Origin of the sequence: Halomicrobium mukohataei DSM 12286, from assembly GCF_000023965.1 — an archaeon.
In the GTDB taxonomy this organism is placed as follows: domain Archaea; phylum Halobacteriota; class Halobacteria; order Halobacteriales; family Haloarculaceae; genus Halomicrobium; species Halomicrobium mukohataei.
This window is the reverse complement of the sequence record NC_013202.1, coordinates 1,560,951-1,583,263: the sequence shown is the minus strand read 5'-3', so window position 1 is coordinate 1,583,263 and position 22,313 is coordinate 1,560,951. Positions and strand designations below refer to the sequence as shown.

Here is a 22,313-nt window from a genome sequence, read left to right as displayed (position 1 = left end):
CTATAATAACAAGTAATCAATCAGACCAAAGATTATGAGCAGAATTATTTTCATATATTTGTTTCTGTGTCACCTCCCATTTTTTTGGAGTTCCTGATATTTGAAGATAGAGAACATGAAGCTGTATTAGCCATATAAAAAGCATCCAGAGATACGCGAAGAAGAACACTGCTACAATCTGGATTCCATCTACGGATTTTATTATGTCGTTCTTTGCTGTGTATGAAAAAATAATGCCCCGTGCAGGCAATAAAAATACTGCAAGTGAAACTACGAACAATAGGGGAAAAGACTGTCCTAATTCGCCAAATATGAATATTGTAATTGCTATCGAAACCAAATAAAGTGGTGCACTGATAGTTGAAAATAGTTCCCAAAGAAGACCGGCCGTTTTCCGCCATCCGAGGGTCTGTCGTGAATGAATGAGATTACGTGTGTAACGCCACGTTACTTCTACCCAGCCGCGTGTCCACCGCCGACGCTGTCGAATCAAATTGGAGATCGTTGCAGGTGGAAGAGTATACACGGCTAGCCGCGAGTTGTAACTAATCTGCCAGTCAGTCTGTAAGTATAACCGTATAGTAAAATCAATATCCTCAGTCAGAGCTTGTGGCGACCAGCCATCTATTTCATTTGGGACCTTATGTCTGAGTACTGCTCCTGACCCCGCAAAATGGCTCGCTGCGCACACATCGTGAATAAATTGGTGACTTATCCATGTCTGAACTCGACGCTCTGCCGCAACGAATCGAGCCATCCAGTTATCTAGCTGACGGGGTACCTTGCGGGCTTGGACAATGCCTACATCTGGAGACTCTTTTAGAGTTCGAAGTGCCCGTGAAACAAATACCATATCTGTAACCTCATCAGCATCCAACAGAAGCACAAATGGAGTGTCAATTCTGTTCCATGCACGATTTAAATCACCCGCCTTGGATCCAGTTGTCCCCTCAAATACACGGATGCGATCAGGATAGTTGGCCTGGAACTGATGTGCAATTTCTACAGTTTCATCCGTAGACCCCGCTGCTGGGACCAACAAGAATTGCAGTCTGTTCAATGCTTTGATATTGCGCTCAATTGTTTCTGACAGAACACCGGCTTCATTGTATGCCGGAATAACTACAGTTATAGACGACGAAATACAGGCTGACACCGGCTCAGTTGGCGTGTTTCCAGTCTGATTGCGGCTAATGTATACAGCTCTTAGATAATCCAGAATAACTGTGAGTGTAACGAGCACGATAAGTAGGCCAAATATTAGTGTCAGTAGAGGTGGAACCACGAAGAACAGACCAAGCAGTAGCGTGTTCAGCAAAATAGCGGTTGTGAGGGCTTGCGAGCTGATAGTAATTGCTATGCGATTGAGTCGCTGCACGGGACTAGGTGCAGATGTCGGAGCACTGAGTGTTGCAAATGCGAGCACTGCACAGGTCCCGACAACTATTACTGCAAATTGTTCGAGCGTAGTATCAAATGCCCATGGTCGAGCCAGAGCGACGATCTCTAGAGTCAACGGCTGGTTTAATGAACTAAAGACAATAAATATAGCAGAAATAATACCAATAACAACTGAAATTAACAATATATTGTTCCAATCATCAGAAATTCCACTTGATGATTTGAACCTACTTGAATCAATTCGCTGATTTCGCCAGAACGTATTGAGTAACAACACAGTCAATCCAGTAGCGTACCAAAGTACCACTCCTTGGAACACACGCGTGACCGTAATTCGAAGCGCAGCTACAACCAACAGAATAGAACCCAGACCGATGAGCAGATGACTGGCTGCTGGAATTATATTCCGCCGAAAGAGAGGTGCTTCCTCACCTTGCAAACTTATCGACAAAAACAACGCCTGTGTACCGGTAACAAGAATAGTGAGCTTGCCGATAAATGGGATTTGTACTTGTGCTGGTATAATCTCTGATGACAGAATGAGCGCAAGAAAAAATACAGTTGGACCAGCAAGTATTGTGAATTGCCCGCCTGCTGGTTGCGCTACACCTCGTTGCATTACTTGCCAACTATTAATCAGAGAGAAACTGATGAGAATTACCATTGGAAAAATAAAAAACACCCAGCCTGCAGAATGATTTGTAATTCCAGCAGTAAAAGCCCCAAAAACACCAAGTCCGAGAGAAATATACCATATTAGCTTGTATACTACCAAAACACTTTTTAATTTCTGTATTGTTTTTGATCCCCTCATAGAATGATGTCAGCGGCAAGCAGGTGGGTCGGAGCCTGTAAATCTATGAACGATGGTACTACCCGAGATGGCAAAGATTTTCACGAGGCTACAACCGATAGTGTCAACCTATAATTGTTATTGGACTATATTAAAAGCTCGGCTTTACACGTTGGAGTGTGACGAAGGCGGTGACAAGGACAGATGATGCCGATCACGGACCTCTCCGACGCTAACGTTTAAAGCTGAGTTATTGTTAGCATAGCCCCCAGCGTCCAATTCGCATTCATACTAATCGAATATTTCGGTGAGGGTTTCTAAGAAATAACATCTCGTGGCGGGTTCCATGACACGCTCTCGTGATCGTTCGTGCCGTGGTGTCGGCTTCGAGGCCGAAATATCGAAGAGAGTGGAGACACAAGTTCCGACGATGCTTCTGGTACACGGTGCGGCCGGCGGGACGGCGCTGACGGGCACGATCTACGAGGACGGCGAGGACGCCCCGGAGTTCGCCGGCAGCCCCGACGACGACGCGCCGTACGTCTGGATCTGCGACGAGTTCTACGAAGTGGACACCGGCGGTAGCACGCAGACGATCGGTGGCGAAGAGATCCAGATCGCGTTCGAGTCGCCGATGCCGCGGGGCTTTCAGGACCGCGAGCAGGCCCTCGACGCCGCGAAAGATCACGTCCGAACCCAGTTCGTCAGGCTCGGTATCGACGCCGACGAGGTCGAGATCACGGTGACCCGGGAGTCCGACCCAGAGCACGCGGAGTGATACTACCGGCTGTAAATCTGTGACCGATTTCGCCACCCCGGGGTGGCGAAGATCTTCACGAAGTTACAGCTGGCAGTATGAGACGAACTCTCCGGGCCGTGTCACGGCGATCTGCGACGGGATCCACCACTGTCTTTGGCTGTCAGTCACAGGCGATGGTATGGAGCCGATCAGCGCCGCCGACTATCACGATCTCGCGCAAGTTTCGACGCCACGTCTCTCGCCCTCGGGCGACCGGGTCGCCTACGTCCGGCGAACCCCCAGCGACGACAGCGAGTACGAGGCCACGGTGTACGTCGCCGACGCCACCGGCGGCGAGGTGCAGCGATTCACGCTCGCGGAGGGCGTCGACTCGGAGCCACGATGGAGCCCGAGCGGCGACCGCCTCGCGTTCGTCTCGACCCGCGGGGCCGACGACCGCCAGCAGCTCTGGGTGGTGCCGACCGACGGCGGCGAGGCGACGCAGGTCACCAGCGTCGTCGGCGGCGTCGGCCAGATCGCCTGGGCACCCGACGGCGAGCGCATCGCGTTCGTCCAGCAGGTGACCGACGCAGACCGCGAGGCGGACCGCGATCTCGAAGTCGAACCCGACTTCGAGCCGGAGACGCCGGACCCGCGCGTGGTCGACCGGACGGTGTACCGGACCGCAGAGCGGTATCGCGACGGGAGACGGAGTCAGGTGTATCTCGCCACCGCGGACGGCGAGGGCGTCGAGCGCGTGACGACGGCCGACCGCGACCACGCGAGTCCGACCTGGGGCGACGGAGACACGCTGTACGTCGCCCGCGACGCCGACGTGGCCGACCCCGACGACTCGCTGGCGACGGAGATCAGAGCGTACGACCTCGACAGCGGCGACAGCGTCGTGCGCCACGAGACGACGACGTTCCAGCCGACGCTCGCGGCCAGCGGGCGACGCGTCGCGTTCTCCTACACCGACCCGGAGCAGGGGACCATGGCACAGACGGAGCTGCACCTGCTCGACGAGACCGACACCGTCCACGACCTCACCGCAGCGCTCGACCGGACGCTCGACACCGATCTGGGACCGACGTGGGACCCGAACGGTGGGACTCTGTACTTCGGGACGCCGGACGAGGGCGCGACGGCGCTCTGGCGAGTCCACGCGGCCGACCTCGCGACGACGGACAGCCCCGAATCGGAGCCGCGACCGGTCGCGGTCGAGCCGGAGCGAGTGCGTCGCGACGAGTGGTCGGCGATCGACGGCTTCGACATCGGGGACGACCGCGTCGCGTACGTCCAGAGCAGCTGGGACCATCCCGGGGACCTGTTCGTCGCCGACGCCGACGGCGAGACGACGCGACTCACCGAGTGCAACGCCGAGTACCTCGATACGCACGCGGTCCAGGAACCCGAGGAGATCCGCTTTCCCGCTGGCGACGCGGGCCACGAGACCGACGACAGGACGTGCCAGGGGTGGGTGCTGACGCCGCCGGAGTTCGACCCCGAGGAGTCGTACCCGTTGGCCGTCGAGGTCCACGGCGGCCCACACGCGATGTGGACGACCAGCGGGACGATGTGGCACGAGTTCCAGACTCTCGCGTCCAGGGGCTACGTCGTCTTCTGGTCGAACCCGCGTGGCTCGGCGGGGTACGGCAAGGAGTACATGCAGGCGATCGAGCGCGACTGGGGCGATGTCACGGCCAGCGACGTGCTGTCCGGCGTCGCGACGGTCGCCGAGCGGCCCTCCGTCGACGAGGACCAGCTGTTCGTCACGGGTGGGAGCTTCGGCGGGTACATGACCGCCTGGCTGGTGAGTCAGACGGACCAGTTCGAGGCCGCGGTCTCACAGCGCGGGGTCTACGACCTGCTCGGCTTCTACGGATCGACGGACTGGGCCTACAAGCTGGTCGAGGACGACTTCGATACGACTCCCTGGGAGGAGCCCGCGTTCCTGCAATCTCAGTCGCCGACGGGGCACGCACACGAGGTGGCGACGCCGACGCTGATCCTCCACAGCGAGGACGACTACCGGACGCCGATCTGTTCGGCCGAACTCTTCCATCGCATCCTGCGGAAACACGGCGTCGACACGCGTCTCGTCCGGTATCCCGACGAGGGCCACGAACTCTCCCGGAGCGGCCAGCCCGGCCACGTCGTCGACCGGATCGAGCGGATCGTCCGCTGGTTCGACGGCTACGCGGCGGACCGATCGGTCCCGCCGGCACTCGAACGAGAGCCCGACGCCGACCTGACAGGGAGCGCCGACGAGGTGTGAGCGTCGTTCTGGGGTGTCGTGGGCCAGTGTCTCGGCCGAGACGGGAGTCTACAGCTCCTCGAAGTCGGCCCCCCAGCGCACGTCGTTGTACTCGCGCTGGCGGTCGCTGTCGAGCTGGCTCTCGATTTTCTCCCGGAGCGCCGCCTTCTCGTCGCGCCCGATCCGGGCGAGTTCGTCGGCCTTGGCGACCGACAGCGGCGGGCCGCGCTCGGCGGCCACGTCGGCGAGCACCTGGCGGGTGATCGCGTCCCGCGTCTCCGCGTCGCGGGTGACGCCGTAGGGGGCTTCGACGCGGTACAGCACGTCCTCGCGGGGATCGTAGACGACGAAGAACGTCACCTCGTAGGCGGCCGGATCGAGTTCGCGGTCGATCCCCAGCGCGTCGCCGTCCGTCGAGAGCGGGCGGTCGGTGCCGATCCGCGACCGGAACCAGTTCGTGCAGGTCAGTGCGTCGGTCAGGAGTTCGCCGTCGTCGTCGCGCCGCGCGAGAAGCTTCTCGAAGAAGGCGGCGTCGTTGGCCCACGGAGCCTGCCCCTGGTTCTTGCGGACGGCGCGGCTCAGCGCCTTCGAGCCGGTCGACTTGACGAAGCCGATCAGGGGGACATCTCGATCGAGGAACGTCTCGACGAGGGTGACGTAGTTCTCGACGACGGCGAGCACGTCCTCCTTGACGAGCAACTCGGCGAGTTCGGGATCGTGGTCGGCCCACTGGAGGAGCCCGGTCGGGTATATCGGACCGTCGAGGACGAGCAGGTCCTCGACCACGTCGGCCTGCTGGAGGGCGTGCTCGCTCTCGGCGAGGTACAGCGCGAGCGCGTGGACCACGTCCTGTTCGTACCGGTCGACCCGTGGCGTCTGGAGGACTCGCTGGCGGGCGTACCCCTGGTCGTCCATCCGCCAGTCCTCGGTCAGGCTGGCCGTGGCGTCGTTCGAGTGGGCGGTCATGACGATCGTCCGGCCGCGGTGCAACTCCAGGTCGGAGGGGACGGCGCTCATCGCGGCCTGGGCAACGTCCAGTACGACGCCGTTTTTGAACGTCGTTGGGTTGATCGTCCCCGAGTCCAGCCCGTGCTGGGTGGGAAACGGCGTCGCCTGGAGCGCGGCGTCCTGCATGTCGACCTTGCGGCGGCGCTGCTCGTCGATCGGCTCCAGCACCGCCCGGCCGTCGACCACGAGCGGGTCCAGAAACTCCTGCCAGACGGTCTCGGCGAACGCGCGGTGGTCCTGTTCGTCGACCCCCTGCTCGATCTGCCCGGCGAGGCGCGCGATCCCGTCGACGTGCACCGGGTCGAGTGTCATACCCGAGCCTTTCGCCGACGAGTCATAAGAATTGTCACGGCCGGCGACGGTCGCCCCAGCGGCCCCGAAGTGGTGTCACTCCTCGTTTTGCTCGTCGAGCATCCGACCGATGGCCTCGGCGATCTCCTCGTAGGAGCTCATCGACAGCCCGTCGGTCGTGATCAACACGCCAGAGCGCTCCGCGGTGACCCGCAGGAGGTAGCCGTTCTCGAAGGCCCGGACGGTGAACAGGTACTCGCCAAGCTCTGACTCCTGGTAGGCGTTTTCGGTCTGCTTGTACCCCTGCCACTCGTGGCCGACGAAGTCGTTGAGGTCGGCGTCCTGTTCGAGGTCCTCGCGCAGATAGAGCTGTTCGAAGTTGGCCCGCGTGAAGTAGGTCACCGACCGGAGGCTGTCGCCGGTCGCCGTCCGGGCGGTCGTGACGATGTTGTCGCCGAACTCTGGGTCGATGATCGACTGGCTCATACGCCGACGGTCGCCTGCGAGACGTATAACTTCGGGGTTCGCGGCGACCGTTGGCCCCTATAGTAACAATTGAAACGATTTACACATCGATCGCACTGCCGTCGTGCGATCTGGTGTGCATTGATTTTCAATGGCTACTATATCGACGACGGCGCGGCCCGCTCCCGGCTGGCGGTCCCGCTCGGCGGTGAAACGAGAGGGTTTACGTCCCGGCGGCGGGAACGACCGGCCATGAACGCAGGCGACCGGATCCACGTCGAACGCGGAGCGCAGGCCTACGAGGGCGTCCTCCTGCCGTCGAGCACGCCCGACCACCTCGTCGTCAAGCTCGACGGCGGATACAACGTCGGCATCGATCGCGAAGACGCGACCGTCGAGGTCGTCGAGACCGACGTGTACGACGTCGAGAGCGCACAGGACGAGGAAGGCACCTCGACGGTGGAGTTCGACGAGTCGCTGCCGACGGTGTCGCTGATCTCGACCGGGGGCACGATCGCCTCCACCGTCGACTACCGCACCGGCGCGGTGACCGCACAGTTCGACGCCGAAGACGTGTTACGAGCGGTGCCAGACCTCGCGGGGATGGCCAACTACCGCGGCCGCGTCGTCGCCAACATCCTCTCGGAGAACATGACGCCGGCCGTCTGGCAGGACCTCGCACGGGCGATCCACGAGGAGATCGAGGCCGGTGCGGACGGCGTCGTCGTCATGCACGGCACCGACACGATGCAGTTCACGGCCAGCGCCGTGGCCTTCATGCTCGATACGCCGGTGCCGATCGTCTTCACCGGCAGCCAGCGATCGGCCGACCGTCCCTCCTCGGACAACGTCATGAACGCGGTGTCTGCGGTCGCGGCGGCAAAGAGCGACGCCGCGGAGGTCATGGTCTGTATGCACGAAAGCGAGTCCGACGACCGCTGTGCGCTCCACCGCGGGACCCGCGTCCGGAAGAACCACACCTCCCGTCGGGACGCCTTCGAGACCGTCGGTGCCGAGCCCCTCGGCACCGTCGACTACGAGGCGGTCAGCGAGAGCGATTCGGACTCGACCGATGGCGTCACGTTCCGCCGGGAGCACGCCCAGCGCGGCGAGATCGAACTGGCACTGCACGACGAACTTGAGACGGACGTGGAGCTGGTGAAGTTCACGCCGGGCACCGACGCGAGTCGGCTGGCGATGCTCGACGACGCCGCGGGCATCGTCGTCGAGGGCACCGGGCTGGGCCACGTCGACACCGACTGGATCGAGGTCGTCGACGACCTGACCGACGACGGCACCGCGGTGGTCATGACCAGTCAGTGTCTCGACGGGCGAGTGTGTGACCGGGTCTACGACACCGGCCGTGATCTGCTGGCGGCCGGCGTCGTCGAAGGCGAGGACATGCTCCCCGGAACGGCGAAGGTGAAGCTGATGTGGGCGCTGGCGAACACGTCCGACGTGGCCGACACGATGAGCGAGCCCCTGGCCGGCGAGATCCAGTCCCAGTCCCGCCCCTGGACGTAGTTTCAAGGCGCTCGGCACGTAGGGTCACGCATGAACGGGACCGTTCGACAGGCCCGCGAGGACGACGACGAGGCCGTCGCCGCCTTCACCGCCGACACCTGGGACGACCGCGAGCAGCGCGATTACATTCCGGACGTGTTCCGCGACTGGGTCGCGGGCGACGGGCCGGACCAACGCACGGTGGTCGCGGACATCGACGGCCGGGCAGTCGGGCTCTGTCAGGCGCTCGTGCTCACCGACCACGAGGCGTGGCTCCAGGGGATGCGCGTCGATCCCGACCACCGGCGAGCAGGCCTGGGACTCCGGATGGTCGACGCGCTCTTCGAGTGGGCACGGGACCGGGGCGCGACCGTCGCCCGGAACATGGTGTTCTCGTGGAACGACGCCGGACTGGGTCAGTCGATCGCCGCGGGGTTCGAGCCGGTGACGAGCTTCCGGTGGGCCGAGCCGACACCACGGGAGGGAACCCCCAGCGAGACCGTCGACCCCGATCCCGCGGCGGCCTGGGACTACTGGACCGACAGCGACGCGCGGACGGCACTGCGGGGGCTGGCCCTCGATGCGGGACACTCCTGGGCCCTCTCGGAGCTGACCCGCGACGCCCTCCACGACCTGGCCGACGAGCAGCGCGTGTTCGCGGTCAGGCGCGACGGCACCTGCGGGATGGCCTGCCGGGTCAGGACGGCAGCCGGCGCTGACGAACGGATCGCCGAGTACGGCGTCGCCGCGTGGGACGACGCCGACGCCGCCGACGCGCTGGTCACTGCGATCCGCGACGACGCCGCGGCGATCGGTGCCGACGCCGTCCGAATCCTGCTCCCGGAGACGCCACGCCACGTCGGGCAGGCGGCGTTCGTCCGGGCCGACACCGACGACTCGCCGACCTTCGTCACGGCCGCGGATCTGACGGGCGAAGAGTGACGCGCTATCCGCCGCTAACCGGCGGGAACAGCGCCAACTCGTCGCCCGGTGAGACGGGCGTGTCGAGTCCGTCGCCGGCCGCGAACGGATCGTCGCCGTCGTGGAGCAGCCGGATGTGATCGACCATCGAGCCGTCGTCGTCCAGCACTTCCGATTCGAGTGCGGGGTGGGCCGACAGCAGTGCGTCGAGGGCCTCGCCGACCGTCTCGGCGTCGTCGACCGACACCCGATCCTCGCCGGCCGTCTCGGCCAGCGTCGCGAAGAGCCGCCAGTGCATACCTGATCCGCCGGCCGCGTTGGCCAAAGCCTTTGTGTACCGAATCGACGGCGTCGGTTCGCCGCCGGCCCGAGCGCGAGCGGGCACACGCCGTGAAACTGTGTCCCACACAGAAGGACACGCGTTAAGTGAGTCCGACCCTAAGCGGAGCGTAATGTCCGATACCGATCTCGAAGAGCTCAAGCGGGGGACGGAACTGGTCAAGCGCGGCTTCGCGAAGATGCAGAAGGGCGGCGTCATCATGGACGTCGTCGACCGCGAGCAGGCCCGCATCGCGGAGGACGTGGGTGCCGTCGCCGTGATGAACCTCGAAGCCGTGCCGGCGGACATCCGCAAGCGCGGTGGCGTCTCCCGGATGGCCGACCCCGCCTCGCTGCAGGCGATCATCGACGAGGTGTCGATCCCGGTGATGGGCAAGTCCCGGATCGGACACACCAAGGAGGCCCAGATCCTCGAGGCCGCCGGTGCGGACATGGTCGACGAGAGCGAGGTGCTCACGCCGGCCGACGACCGCTATCACATCGACAAGCGCGAGTTCACCGCCCCGTTCGTCTGTGGCGCGCGGAACCTCGGCGAGGCGCTGCGCCGGATCGACGAGGGCGCGGCGATGATTCGAACCAAAGGCGAGGCCGGCACCGGCGACGTGAACCAGGCCGTCCACCACCAGCGGTCGATTAAGGGCGCGATCCGACAGCTTGACGGGATGAGCTACGAGGAACGCGAGAAGTGGGCCCGCGAGCACGAGGCCCCGGCCGATCTCGTCCACGAGACCGCCGAGATGGGACGCCTCCCGGTCGTCAACTTCGCCGCCGGTGGCATCGCGACTCCCGCCGACGCCGCGCTGATGATGCACCACGGCTGTGACGGCATCTTCGTCGGCTCGGGCATCTTCGGCGCAGAGGACCCCGAAGCGATGGGCACCGCCATCGTCGAGGCGGTCAACAACTGGGACGACCCCGAGCGACTCGCCGAGATCGCGTCGGACATCGGCGGCGGCATGAAGGGCGACGCCAACGCCGACCTGCCCGAAGAAGAGAAGATGCAGGGCCGTGGCGTCTGAGCGTTCGAACACGGCGAGCAACCACGACCCGTGAGCGCCGACACTCCCGCGGACGACGGCTCCGACGACCGCGACGGCGGGAGCGACGGGCGCGCCGTGGCGGCTCGACTCGATGCCATCGACGGACCAGTCCTCCTGTTCGACGGCGTCTGTAACCTCTGTAACGCCGCAGTTCGGTTCGTCGTGCGGTTCGACGCGGCCGGGACGTTCCAGTTCGCACCGCTCCAGTCCGAGATCGGCCAGGCCCTGCTCGAACGCCACGACCTGTCGACCGAGACCTTCGACTCCGTCGTCCTGATCGAGGACGGCGAGGTCGCCACGAAGTCGACGGCCGCACTGCGCGTGGCCCGACGGCTCGACGGCCCGTGGCCGCTGTTGTACCCGGCGATCGCACTGCCCGCGGGCGTTCTCGACCGGGCGTACGACGTGGTGGCAGCGTATCGCTATCGCGTGTTCGGACGCAGCGAGGAGTGTCAGGTGCCCGATCCCGAGATCCGCGATCGGTTCGTCGAGCGGCGGCTCGACTGACGCCCGACAGTGTCGATCCGGAGGACAACCCTGAAGCCGCTGTAGGTCCCCCGAGGAACCATGCAGGCGACGACGCCGACCCCGGTCGGCGAGGAGACACCAGCTCCGACCAACGGCTCCGCGTCGAACTGGCCGGTGTTTCAGGACACCGTCGCGTCCGTCTTCGGGGAGGGCCAACAGTTCCTCGAAGAACTCGCGACGACACAGGGGCGGGCCGCCGTCACCGCCGTACTCGTGATCGCCGCACTGCTCGCCGTCTTCGTCGTCGTCCCGCTGCTCGTTCGCCAGATCCGTCGCGTCCTCGCGTCCCGGCTGTTCGACAGCCGCGTCGCGGACGGCGTCGAGCTGGTCGGCATGTACATTCCGACGACGATCTCGGGGATCGCGCTGCGGGTGTTGCAGGTGTCTGTCACGATCGTCGGTGCGCTCTCACTGCTGGTCGTGTGGGGACTCGTCGATGTGGCCGTCGTCACCGGTCGCCTCATTCTCGACGCGATCCCTCATCTGGTCAAAGCGACGATTACGGCCGCGTTACTGGTGTTGGCCTACGTCGGCTCGGATCAGCTCAGGAACGTGATCAGTCGGTTCAGCCAGGGCGCAGATCGAGTTACCCAGCACCAGGAAGAGGTGATGCTGCGGGTCGGCCAGGTGGTCCTGCTCGTCACCGTCGGTTCGTCGATCATGACGCTGTGGGGAATCAACCTCAGCGGTCTGCTGGTGGGGGCCGGATTCCTCGGTATCGTCGTCGGTCTGGCCGCCCGCCAGACCCTGGGTTCGCTAATCGCCGGCTTCGTCCTCATGTTCTCGCGCCCCTTCACCGTCGGAGACTGGGTCGAAGTCGGCGGCCAGGAGGGGATCGTCACCGACATCACGATCCTCAACACGCGACTCCAGAACTTCGACGGCGAGACGGTCGTCCTGCCCAACGACAAGGTCAACGATCAGTCCCTGACCAACCGGAGTTCCAACGGCCGACTGCGGCTGCGGACGGAGGTCGGGATCGACTACGACGCCGATCCCGACCACGCCGAGGCGGTGGCCCTCGACGCGATCGAAGCCGTCGAGATCGTCGAGGACGCGCCGGCACCGAAAGTCATCCCGAAGGCCTTCGGCGACTCCGCGATCGTGCTGGAACTGCGCTACTGGATCGAGCACCCGAGCCCACCGCGCAAGTGGCGGGCGGTCTCGGGGGTCGTCAGCGGCGTCAAGGAGGCGTTCGACGACGAGGGGATCACGGTGCCGTACCCGCAGCGCGAACTGTCCGCACGCGACGGAACCGCGGCCCGACTGCGCGACGGTCCGCTGGCCGACGGACAACCGTCGGCGGAAGCCGACGGCGAGACGGACTGATCAGGGCAACAGCTCCCCGATCACGAGCCCCGCACCGACGAGCCACGCGCCGACGAGCACGCCGAGGACGCCCACGTGGAGCAGCCACTCGACGCCGTCGGGCGCGCCGAGTGGCCCCTCGACGGCCGCGAGGGCGCTGTCGACACCCGCCGCCAGCGACGGTGCCGACAGGACGATCGCGAGAGCGACGCCGACGACGAGCGGCACTCCGAACACGCACAGCGCGGTACCGAGCCACACGAGCCGATCCGCGACCGGTGCCGGCGACCTGGTGCCGTCCGTCCCGAACTCCGGTTGTCTGCGTGCCATGTGCACACACGACGCACTCTGGCCAGATAAACTCACCCGCTATACTGAGGGTCACAGCCACTCTCGAAGCGGCGGGATCAGCTCCAGCGTCGCAGCCCCGAGGTAGAGCCCGAACAGGACGAGCAGGGCACCGAGCACCATCGCCACCTCGGACATCGCAGCGAGGAGCAACTGTCCGCCCATAGCGACGATCACCAGCGCGACGCCGAGCAACAGCAGCGTGCCGATCACGTCCAGCAGCGCGTCTTTGATCGCGGCCCGAACGACCCGGTACAGCGTGTCCGGATCGAACCCCGGATCGACGCCGCCGTCGCTTCGCCGTGGTCGGCCGTCGTCGGTTGACTGGTCGTGACTGTCGTCGCTCGCGTCGGGGACCATATTCGCACGTCGATCACGTGACACAAAAGCGAACTGGTGGAGACAGCGCCTAGAACACAGTCGCACCAGCGCCGATGCGGGTCTGGTACACCTGGGCCTCCACGTCCTCCTCGGCGAAGCGCTCGATCATCGCCGAGCCGATCGCGCGCTGGTCGCCCTCGTGACAGGCGGCGATGACGGTCGGGCCGGCACCGCTGATGGTGACCCCGGTCGCGCCCGCTTCCAGCGCGGCCTCCCGAACGCCCGCGTAGCCGTCGATCAGCTTCGCTCGGGCCGGCGTGACGATCGAGTCGTACATCCCGGCCCCCACGAGATCGGGGTCGTCCCGATGCATCCCGGTCGTGAGCCTGGCGGCGTTGCCGACGGTCTCGACGAGCTGATCGACGCCGGCCCGCTCGGGGACGACGCGTCGCGCGTCGCGCGTCGAGACGACGATGTCGGGGAGGCAGGCCACCAGCGGGATGTCGGCGTCGACCTGCGTGACCCCGTCGTCGGTCGCGATCGTGAACCCGCCCATGATCGACGGGGCGACGTTGTCGTCGTGGGCGTCCCCGGAGACGACGGCTTCGCCCTTGGCGGCGATCGGCACGAGCGCCTCGCGGCTGTGGCCCCGGCCGTAGAGCTCGTTGAGGCCGACGGCCGCGGCAGCGGCGCTGGCGGCCGACGAACCCAGTCCCGACGCGGGCCGGATGCCCTTGTCGATCTCGATGTGAGCCGGGGCGTCGAGCGCTTTGGCGACCGCGCCGACGGTGTTTTTCTCCGGATCTTCCGGGATGTACTCGCTCCCGGCCCCCGTCACCTCGATGGTCGTCCGCTCGGCCTTCGAGACGCGAACCACGTCCGCCGGGCGCTCGAGCGCGACGCCGAACACGTCGAACCCGCTCCCCAGATTGGCACTCGTTGCCGGTGCCCGGACGGTCAACATGCATCCGAGTATCCCCACTGCAGGCAAAAAGGTAGCGGACCGTACGCAGGGTGTGGCCGGGACCGGCGGTGTGGCTGTTCGTCAGGGCAACTGATTAGTGTCGGAACGGATATTGTCGGAACGAGACAATCGAATGGCCACGTACGTCTTCTGGGGGACCGTCGCCACGACGTTGGTCAGCGGGCTGATCTGCAGTGCCATGGCGGTGTTCGCCTGGCGCAACCACGATCGCCCGGCGGCCGCGGCGTTTGGCTGGCTGATGGTCGCTGCCGCCGCGTGGGCGTTCATGGCGACGGCCCGAGTCTTGACCGCGGAACCGGCGAGCGCGTATCTGTTCGACCGCTTCGCTCGGGCTGCCTCCAGTAGCACTGCCCCGCTCGTACTGGTGTTCGTGCTCTCCTATATCGGACGTGAAGACGTTCTCACGCCGCGGTTCGTCGGGCTGGTGTGGATCGTTCCGGCCGGCTACACCGCCCTCTCGGCGACGGCACCGCTCCACGGCTACGTGCAGGGCCCCGAGAGCGTTTGGGTCGGAACGTGGGAGGATGCCGCCGTGTTGACCGTCACAGAGGGGATTCCCTCCCAGATCGATCTCCTCTACACGTACGTCGTCCTCGCGGCGGCGTTCGTCCTCCTGGCACGCTTTCTCGTCAGATCGCGGGCCATCTACCGCCTCCAGACGGCGACGGTAGTGACTGCGATCCTCGTCCCGGTCATCGTCAACGCCGCGACGCAGTTCTATCAGTTCTCGCACCCGGGCGTGGATCTGACGCCGGCCGCGCTGGGCCTCACCGGACTGGTGCTCGGCTGGGGACTGTTCCGGTACGACCTCCTCGACGTGACGCCACTGGCGAGCGACATCCTCGTCGACGAACTGCCCGATCCGGTCTTCGTGCTGGCGGAAGACGGTCGGATCCTCGACCACAACCGCGCCGCCGAGGCGATGTTCGACGCCGACCCTCTCTGTGACCGACGGCTTACCACCGTCGCACCGCGACTCGCAGAACGGCTCGACGGCAGTTCGGTCTACTCGCGGTCCGACGGGCCCGCCGAAGAGGTCACGTACTTCGACCCGCAGGTCACCTCGATCGACGACCAGCACGGCGTCGAACGGGGGCGACTCGTCGTCTTGCGTGACGTGACCGGCCAGCAGCGCCGCCAGGACCGCCTGGAAGCCCTCCAGGCGGCGACCCAGAAGTTCATCACGGCCAACTCGGTCGAGCGCATCGCCGAGCTGACGGTGAGGTTCGCGGACCGCGTCCTCGATCAGGACATCGCGGCCGTATACGTCCACGAGAACGATCGACTGTGCCCGATCGCCGCCAGCGACGGGCTCGAACGAGAGTGTACGCTGACGGAGTTGACGGTCGAGGATCGGGGCCACCCGATCTACAGCGCCTACGAGTCCGAGACGATCGAGAGAGCGGACGTACGAGACTCGGGAACGACGATGCCGTTCCGGTATCTCCTCCTCGTTCCGATCGACAACCACGGCGTGCTGGCGATCGGCTCGCGCGAGCCCGGTGCGTTCGTGACCGAAGACGAGCAGTTCGCGACGATCCTCGCCCGGACGACGCAGGTCGCGTTCACGCAGGTCGACCGCGAACACGAGCTGCGCCAGAGCCGACAGGCCATCGAGCGTCGCAACGAGCAGGTCGCGTTCTTCAACGGGGTGCTGCGACACACGCTGCGCAACGCCCTGCTCGTCATCGAAGGACGAGCAAACCACCTGCGAGACCACGTCGACGACGCCAGACAGCGACACCTCGACCGCATCGTCCAGTGGTGTGAGGATCTCTCGGAACTCAGCGAGGAGATCGAAGCGATCAACGACACCGTCACGGCCAGCGAGGCACAGCGCCTCGACAGGATCGATCTCGGCGGGGTGTTGTCCGACCGCGTCGACGTGCTCTCGGAGGACTTCACGGACGTGACCATCGACCTGGCCGTCGACGACGGGCTGACCGTCCTCGCCAACGACCTCGTCGAGAAGGTCGTCGACAGCGTCATCTCGAACGCCATCACGCACAACGACGCACCAGCGCCCCGCGTCGAGATCACCGCCAGCGAGATCGCCGACCGCGTCCAGCTCAGAGTCGCAGACAACGGCCCCGGCATGACCGACGAGATGAAAGAGACCGTCTTCGAGCGCAACGTCGGGGCCAGCCAGACCAGCCACGGCTTCGGACTCTACTTCGTTTCGGTGATGATGAACCTCTACGGCGGGACAGTCTGGATCGAGGACAACGACATCCGCGACGAGGGCACGCGCCGCGGTGCCGTCGCCGTGCTGGAGTTCCAGCAGGCCGAGACACAACACACATCCCGGTCGCCCGAAAACGAGCGGACATGATCGGCGTCGTCGGCGGCGGCATCGCGGGGCTGGCGGCCGCGTACCGGCTCCAGCAACGCGGCCACGAAGTCCACGTGTTCGAGGCCACAGACCAGGTCGGCGGACTGGCCGCGGTGTACGAGACCGCCGGGGACCCTCTGGAGAAGTTCTATCACCACCTCTCGAAGTCCGAGGAGACGATCGTCGAGCTGGCCCACGAGCTGGGGCTGGGCGAGGACGTCGAGTGGCGGATCGGCGAGAACGCCTACTACGTCGACGGGGTCGTCCACCCGATGGACAAGCCCTGGGAGATCCTCGCGTTCCCCCACTGGAGCGTCTACGACAAGTTCAGGCTCGGGATGCTCACGCTCGATATCGACGTTCGCGGCGGCGTCCCGAAGTTCGACACCTACGAGCGCCTCGAAGACTTCGAGGACGTGCCGGTCAAGGAGTTCGCCCGAGAGCACACGACCGAGAACGTCTACGAGACGTTCTTCGAACCGCTGCTCGAAGCGAAGTTCGGCGAGCGCGCGGCGGACGTAAGCGCCGCCTGGCTGCTCGGACGCATCAAGTTCCGCGGGGAGCGAGACATCCTCAACGGGGAGATCCTCGGCTACCTCGACGGCGGTTTCGGCCGGCTGCTGGACGCGCTCGTCGAGGCGGTCGGTCGGGAAAACATCACGACAGGGGCGCGCGTGCAGGACCTCGCGACGGTCGGCGGCGCGGTCGAGACGATGACGGTCGAGACGGACGACGGCACGACCACCCACGACGTTGACGCGGCGATCGTCGCCGCGATGCCGACCGTCCTCGAAGCCCTGACGGGCTACGAGTGTGCGATCGACTTCCAGGGGACGATCTGCTCGGTGATCAGTATGGACGAGTCGCTGACCGACACCTACTGGCTCAACATCGCCGACGAGGCTCCGTTCGGGGCGCTCATCGAGCACACCAACTTCGTCCCGCCCGAGCGCTACGGCGGCGAACACCTCGTCTACATCGCCAAGTACGTTCAGCACACGGAAGACCCCTACTGGCAACAGGACGACACGGAGATCCGCGAGACGTGGCTGTCCGGCATCGAGGGGCTGTTCCCCGACTTCGACCGCGAGAGCGTCAACTGGGTCGAGACCGCTCGGAATCCGCGGACGGCACCGATCTACGAGCGGGGCTATCTGGACATGGTCGTCCCGTACGACCTGGCCGACGAGATCGCGGACGGCGTCTACTACGCCGGGATGGCCTCTCGGGCACAGTACCCCGAGCGCAGCCTCAACGGCGGCATCGTCGCCGGCTACGAGTGTGCCGATCAGATCGCCGACGGCGGATAGCGGTCGCCGTCTCGGGCTTCAGTCGTCGGTCGCGGTGGCGACACCGCCGGCCTCCGTCGCCGAATCGCTCACCTGGAGATCTTCGAGTGCGGTCTGCAGCCGCCTCGCCTCCGTCGAGAGGTCGCCGATCGCGTCGGTCAGTGCGTCTGTCTCGCCCAGTTGCTCGCCGACAGTCTCGCCGACAGAGCGTGCCCGCGACGCCGTCTGGTCACTGACTGCGGCGGTCTCCTCGATCGTCCCGACGACGCGTTGGGTCGTCTCGGCCTGTTCGTCGGTCGCGGCGTCGATCTCCTGTACGCCCGCGTTGAGCGTCTCGATCTTGTCGACGACCGTCGTGATCGCGCCCATCGCGTCCTCGATGGTCTCTGTGCCCTGCTCGACGCTCGACTCGACAGTCTCGACGCCATCGACCGCGGTCGTCGCCTGCTCGCGCATCGCATCGATCAGCGACTCGACCTCCTTTGTCGCTTCCTGGGTCTCCTGTGCCAGCCCCTTGACCTCGTCGGCGACCACGGCGAATCCCTCACCCGCCTCGCCGGCACGTGCGGCCTCGATCGACGCGTTGAGTGCGAGCGTGTTGGTCTGCTCCGCGATCCCGTCGATCAGGTCGACGATCTCGTCGACCTGATCGATGTGCGCCGAGAGTTCGGTCACGTCGTCGGCCATCGCCGACACTGCTGCCGTGATCGTCTCGATCTCGTCGACGGCAGCACCAGCCGCCGACCCCGCGTCTCGACCCGTTTCGGCTGCCTCGTCGGCCGTCTCTGCGACCTCCGTCGCGGAGGCCGCGATCTCCTCGACGGTCGCTGAAATGTCGTTGACTTGGTTGGTTGCGTCACCGAGACGGTCCCGCTGGTCGTCTGCCCCCTCGACGATCTCGTCCATCGCGTCGTCGACGTCGCTGCTCGCGCGTTCGATCGCCTCGCTACGCGCCTCGACGCTGCCAGTGACCGTCGACACCGTCTCGGCGAACGCGATCACCTCCTGGACCGTCCCCTCCAGATCGTCGAGCATCGCGTTGAACGAGGTCGCGATCTCGGCCATGGCCTCGTTGTCGGCGTCAGTCGGTAGTCGTCGCGTCAGGTCCCCGTCTGCGACGGTCCGCATCACCGTACTGTATTCGTCTGCCCGTCGCCGTAACCGCTCGGCTGTCGCTTCGGCCTCGTCCTGTGCCGCTTCCGCCTCTCTGCGGGCCGTCTCTGCTTCCTCACGGGCCGCTTCTGCCTCGCTGATGCGTTCGTCCAGATCGGCCGCTGTCGCCTCGATCCGGCGATAGACGTCGTCGATTTCGTCGGCACGGTGCTCGGCGATCTCGATGTCGTACGTCTCCTCGCCGATCGCACCCGTCGCGTCCTGGAGGTTCTGGATGATCCGGTACATTTCGCCGTAGATCAGGGCACCGAAGCCGAACGTAAACAAGAGAATCGCGACCGCTGTGAGGATCGATCCGGTCACGAACGCGACAAACAGCGGAGCGACGACGGCTATTCCAGCATGAACGTACAGCGCGCGATTCAGCGTCGACTGCAGCGACGCCGGTAGGTATCTATTGATTCGATGTGATAACGCACCCATCACCGTCCACAAACGAGCGCTGCCGGACGCTGACGGTTCGAGGACCACTGATCCAGAGACGTCTTCGAGATCGGCCTCGGACGAGCTCATGAGTAACGTTGAGTGTGACTGATAGATAATGTCTCCCCTGGATTTCTCAGTGGTGATAACTGGTCTCTCTGACGCCCGTGTCGGGAGTTCTTGACTCGGCAGTTCGTAGAAGCGAGTAATAGACTGACGGGCGTTTCTCGCTGTACTGGCTGGCCTCAGCGGCTGTAGCGGCCTCGGGAACGACTAGTCCCAGACGCTGACGCCCGCGCCCGTCCAGACCTCGGAACCCCGGGCGACGCCGACATCGGCCGGCGAGCGATTCACCGACATCGGTCGTCCGAGCTTCCTCTCCTCGAGTCTCCGTCGGATCTGCTCCACCGGCTGCCACCCGTCCCGATCCTCGCGATCGGAGCGGTGCGGGCGTCACCGACGGACGCGTCACCTTCCCGCCAGGACGCTACGCGTTCGCCGTCGTGGCGATCACCGGGACCGCCCGGACGACCGTAGAGTGGATCGCGCTGTTCGCCGTTGTCGCGGACGAATCGAGGTAGTCACTCACCGACGCCGGGGGCCTCGCTCGGATCCACGTCGGTGGGCTCTTCCTGGCCGCCGACCACGATCTCGCCGTCGTCGGTCTCGACGTACACGTCGTCGGCGAATCCGCCCTCTGCGTGGGGGTGTTCGGGATCGTCGAGCTTCTCGGGCGTCGACGGGGCCTCGGTGATGCCGTCCGCGGGAGCGAACGTCCCGAGTGGCTCGTCGATCGTGATGTCGTAGCGCTCGAAGAACGACTCGTAGCGCTCGTAGTGGTCCGCCAGCTCGTCGACGGGGAACTCCATCATCTCCGTCCAGCCGTGGTTGTAGAAGTCGAAGTTCGCCTGCACGTGCGTGATCTCTCTGGCCTCGGCCTCGGGGAAGCCGGCGTCCAGCGCGGCGACGTAGGTGTCCATCGTCGCGTCGAAGAAGTCGTCGAGGTGGGCGCGCCGTTCGTCGGCGCGGCCGGGCTCGGCCTTGTCGGCGAAGACGTTCGTGTGCAAGTCCACCAGCCGGTCGTTGACCGCATCGCCGACGACTGGGAGTGTCAGCGCCTGCTTGGCCGCGAAGTGCTTGACGTTCTGGCGGAGTTTCATCACGTTTCCCTTGGTCGCGACGGCCTTCAACCCCGCGATCGGGGGGGTGATTTCCACCCACCGCGTCAATACTTGCCACCTGGCGCGGAGATGGCAATCCACATTAAGCCCGATATCCAACGTCCCGCCTATGAGCACGTCGCACGTGATTATCGGTGACGGCATCGCGGGGTCGTCGGCCGCAGAGTCGATCCGCGAAGCCGATCCAGACGCAGACGTCACAGTCATCACGGACGAGGGAGAGGCCCTGTACAACCGGATCCTCATCAAGGAGTTCGCGAAGGGCAAGCTCCCCGAAGCACCGATCTCGATCCACGAACCAGAGTGGTACGAGGAGCGAGACATCGACCTCGAACTGAACACCCACGTCACGGAGGTCGACACCGACGCCCACGAGATTCACACTCACGAGGGCGACAGCTACGAGTACGACAAACTGCTCGTCGCGACCGGCGGGACGCCGGCCCAGCTCCCGGTCGACAACGCCGACGCCGACGGGATCCACCACTTCTGGACGTTCCAGGACGCCCGCAACATCCGCGAACACGCAGAGGAGACCGACGACGCGATCATCGTCGGTGCGGGTCTGCTGGGGATCGACCTCGCCGCGATCTGTGGCGCACAGGGGATCGACGGGACGTTCCTCATGCGTGGCAACCGCTGGTGGCGCTACGCGCTCAGCCTCGACGGCGCGGAGATCATCCACGACGCGATGCGCGGCGTCGGCGTCGAACCCGTCTTCGAGTCCGGCGTCGATCACTTCAAGGTCGACGACGACGGCCACGTGGAGGCGGCCGTCGACCCCGACGGCAACCGCTACGACGGCGACTTCGCGGGCGTCGCGATCGGGCTGGACTTCAACACCGAGTTCCTCGCCGGCTCGGACATCGAGACCGACGACGGGATCGTCGTCGACGAGTACATGCAGACCAACGTGGAAGATGTCTACGCCGCGGGCGACATCACGCAGTTCTACGACACGATCCTCGACGAGCGCGCACAGAACGGCGCGTGGGGCTCGGCCAAAGAGCAGGGTTCGGTCGCCGGTGCCAACATGGTCGCCGATGCCGAGGAAGAAGAGTTCCGCTGGGTCTCGACGTACTCGATCACCCACTTCGACTTCCCCTTCCTCTCCTTCGGTCACCCGACGCTCGGCGACGAGGACTGCGAGCGAAAGTACTCCGACACGGAGTGGCGGCGACTCACCTTCAAGGACGGCAAGCTCATCGGCGGCGTGCTCATCGGCGATCTCTCCCAGCAGTCGAAGTTCAAGAAGCTCATCCGCGAAGAGCGCGAGGTCGCAGACAAGAAGGAACTGCTGCTCGAAGAAGACGTGGACATCGAACGCCTCGAAGAAGTCGCGCCCGCACAGGCCGAGTAACGTCGACAGTCGGCGAGCGTTTTTTGTCGCTGTAACGGAAACTTGAGCGCATGCTCCGACGATTCGTCCGCTGGCTGGTCGGCATTCCGAAACGAAGCAGCGAGGACGATGACGGTGGCGACGACGAAGACGCTGGCTTCGCCGGGTCGCTGCTCGACGCCTCCGTCAACTATGCCCACGGTCACAAAAACGGGCAGGACGCCGTCAGGGAGATGCGGGAGATCAACGGGCAGGCGTCGAAACTGCGGGACGTGGACGACCGCCAGCGCTGATCGGCGGGTGAACCGACGGCCTTTTTTCCGGTGGCA

The 22,313-nt window shown here is 64.6% G+C and carries 20 protein-coding genes; 11 read left to right on the top strand and 9 right to left on the bottom strand.

The features are described 5' to 3' along the window. Positions 1-16 precede the first annotated feature (16 nt). Positions 17-2,215: a glycosyltransferase gene (locus HMUK_RS16740; protein ID WP_015762615.1), complete on the bottom strand. Its 2,199-nt coding sequence runs from the start codon at positions 2,213-2,215 to the stop codon at positions 17-19. Positions 2,216-2,624: 409 nt separating this feature from the next. Here HMUK_RS16740 and HMUK_RS07910 point away from each other — a divergent pair, with 409 nt between their 5' ends. Next, the gene (locus HMUK_RS07910) at positions 2,625-2,972 is read left to right on the top strand and encodes a DUF7113 family protein (RefSeq protein ID WP_015762614.1); all 348 of its coding nucleotides are present in this window, start codon (positions 2,625-2,627) and stop codon (positions 2,970-2,972) included. A 160-nt stretch (positions 2,973-3,132) separates the two neighbouring features. Then, positions 3,133-5,211, top strand: a complete 2,079-nt coding sequence (locus tag HMUK_RS07905; RefSeq protein WP_015762613.1) for a S9 family peptidase — start codon at positions 3,133-3,135, stop codon at positions 5,209-5,211. Positions 5,212-5,259: 48 nt separating this feature from the next. On the opposite strand, the gene HMUK_RS07900 is transcribed toward HMUK_RS07905, so the two are convergent. Further along, positions 5,260-6,510 carry a DNA double-strand break repair nuclease NurA gene (locus tag HMUK_RS07900; RefSeq protein WP_015762612.1) on the bottom strand — a complete coding sequence of 417 codons (1,251 nt, stop codon included), beginning with the start codon at positions 6,508-6,510 and terminating at the stop codon, positions 5,260-5,262. Positions 6,511-6,585: 75 nt separating this feature from the next. Further along, on the bottom strand, positions 6,586-6,975 hold the full coding sequence (locus HMUK_RS07895) for a DUF7522 family protein (RefSeq protein WP_015762611.1): 390 nt from the start codon (positions 6,973-6,975) through the stop codon (positions 6,586-6,588). Between the two features lie 231 nt (positions 6,976-7,206). On the opposite strand from HMUK_RS07895, the gene gatD reads away from it, so the two are divergent. After that, positions 7,207-8,478, top strand: coding sequence for a Glu-tRNA(Gln) amidotransferase subunit GatD (gatD, locus tag HMUK_RS07890; RefSeq protein WP_015762610.1), 1,272 nt, complete (start codon positions 7,207-7,209; stop codon positions 8,476-8,478). 30 nt (positions 8,479-8,508) lie between these two features. Further along, complete coding sequence (locus HMUK_RS07885; protein ID WP_015762609.1) at positions 8,509-9,399, top strand: GNAT family N-acetyltransferase; 891 nt, start codon at positions 8,509-8,511, stop codon at positions 9,397-9,399. A 4-nt stretch (positions 9,400-9,403) separates the two neighbouring features. Here the strand turns inward: HMUK_RS07885 and HMUK_RS07880 are convergent, their stop codons facing one another. Further along, positions 9,404-9,676, bottom strand: a complete 273-nt coding sequence (locus HMUK_RS07880) for a ubiquitin-like small modifier protein 1 (protein WP_015762608.1) — start codon at positions 9,674-9,676, stop codon at positions 9,404-9,406. A gap of 154 nt (positions 9,677-9,830) precedes the next feature. On the opposite strand from HMUK_RS07880, the gene pdxS reads away from it, so the two are divergent. The 3 genes from pdxS to HMUK_RS07865 are packed head-to-tail and all read left to right on the top strand — an operon-like array spanning position 9,831 to position 12,614. After that, positions 9,831-10,736 (top strand): pyridoxal 5'-phosphate synthase lyase subunit PdxS, encoded by a 906-nt coding sequence (pdxS, locus tag HMUK_RS07875; protein WP_015762607.1) that lies wholly within the window; start codon positions 9,831-9,833, stop codon positions 10,734-10,736. Between the two features lie 30 nt (positions 10,737-10,766). After that, positions 10,767-11,264 carry a thiol-disulfide oxidoreductase DCC family protein gene (locus HMUK_RS07870; RefSeq protein ID WP_015762606.1) on the top strand — a complete coding sequence of 166 codons (498 nt, stop codon included), beginning with the start codon at positions 10,767-10,769 and terminating at the stop codon, positions 11,262-11,264. A gap of 60 nt (positions 11,265-11,324) precedes the next feature. Then, a complete protein-coding gene (locus tag HMUK_RS07865) occupies positions 11,325-12,614 on the top strand; it encodes a mechanosensitive ion channel family protein (protein ID WP_015762605.1) in 1,290 nt (429 codons plus the stop codon). Here the strand turns inward: HMUK_RS07865 and HMUK_RS07860 are convergent, their stop codons facing one another. From HMUK_RS07860 to HMUK_RS07850, 3 genes are read right to left on the bottom strand one after another with little or no spacing between them, the layout of a single operon-like run. Beyond that, on the bottom strand, positions 12,615-12,923 hold the full coding sequence (locus HMUK_RS07860) for a hypothetical protein (RefSeq protein ID WP_015762604.1): 309 nt from the start codon (positions 12,921-12,923) through the stop codon (positions 12,615-12,617). A gap of 51 nt (positions 12,924-12,974) precedes the next feature. Further along, positions 12,975-13,301 (bottom strand): hypothetical protein, encoded by a 327-nt coding sequence (locus HMUK_RS07855; protein WP_015762603.1) that lies wholly within the window; start codon positions 13,299-13,301, stop codon positions 12,975-12,977. Between the two features lie 49 nt (positions 13,302-13,350). Then, positions 13,351-14,226, bottom strand: a complete 876-nt coding sequence (locus HMUK_RS07850) for a homoserine kinase (protein ID WP_015762602.1) — start codon at positions 14,224-14,226, stop codon at positions 13,351-13,353. 133 nt (positions 14,227-14,359) lie between these two features. On the opposite strand from HMUK_RS07850, the gene HMUK_RS07845 reads away from it, so the two are divergent. Both HMUK_RS07845 and HMUK_RS07840 read left to right on the top strand, forming a co-directional pair. Continuing rightward, positions 14,360-16,579: a sensor histidine kinase gene (locus HMUK_RS07845; protein ID WP_015762601.1), complete on the top strand. Its 2,220-nt coding sequence runs from the start codon at positions 14,360-14,362 to the stop codon at positions 16,577-16,579. After that, positions 16,576-17,889, top strand: a complete 1,314-nt coding sequence (locus HMUK_RS07840) for an NAD(P)/FAD-dependent oxidoreductase (protein ID WP_015762600.1) — start codon at positions 16,576-16,578, stop codon at positions 17,887-17,889. Before HMUK_RS07845 ends, HMUK_RS07840 begins: the two co-directional genes overlap by 4 nt. Before the next feature lie 18 nt (positions 17,890-17,907). Here HMUK_RS07840 and HMUK_RS07835 read toward each other — a convergent pair whose 3' ends face one another. Both HMUK_RS07835 and HMUK_RS07830 read right to left on the bottom strand, forming a co-directional pair. Continuing rightward, positions 17,908-19,464 carry a methyl-accepting chemotaxis protein gene (locus tag HMUK_RS07835; RefSeq protein WP_015762599.1) on the bottom strand — a complete coding sequence of 519 codons (1,557 nt, stop codon included), beginning with the start codon at positions 19,462-19,464 and terminating at the stop codon, positions 17,908-17,910. A 581-nt stretch (positions 19,465-20,045) separates the two neighbouring features. Then, entirely contained in the window at positions 20,046-20,624 is a 579-nt protein-coding gene (locus tag HMUK_RS07830) for a DUF6149 family protein (protein ID WP_049940880.1), read from the bottom strand. Positions 20,625-20,754: 130 nt separating this feature from the next. Between HMUK_RS07830 and HMUK_RS07825 the strand changes: the two genes are divergently transcribed. Continuing rightward, positions 20,755-22,005: an NAD(P)/FAD-dependent oxidoreductase gene (locus tag HMUK_RS07825; protein WP_015762597.1), complete on the top strand. Its 1,251-nt coding sequence runs from the start codon at positions 20,755-20,757 to the stop codon at positions 22,003-22,005. A 50-nt stretch (positions 22,006-22,055) separates the two neighbouring features. Continuing rightward, the gene (locus tag HMUK_RS07820; protein ID WP_015762596.1) at positions 22,056-22,277 is read left to right on the top strand and encodes a hypothetical protein; all 222 of its coding nucleotides are present in this window, start codon (positions 22,056-22,058) and stop codon (positions 22,275-22,277) included. Positions 22,278-22,313: the final 36 nt, after the last annotated feature.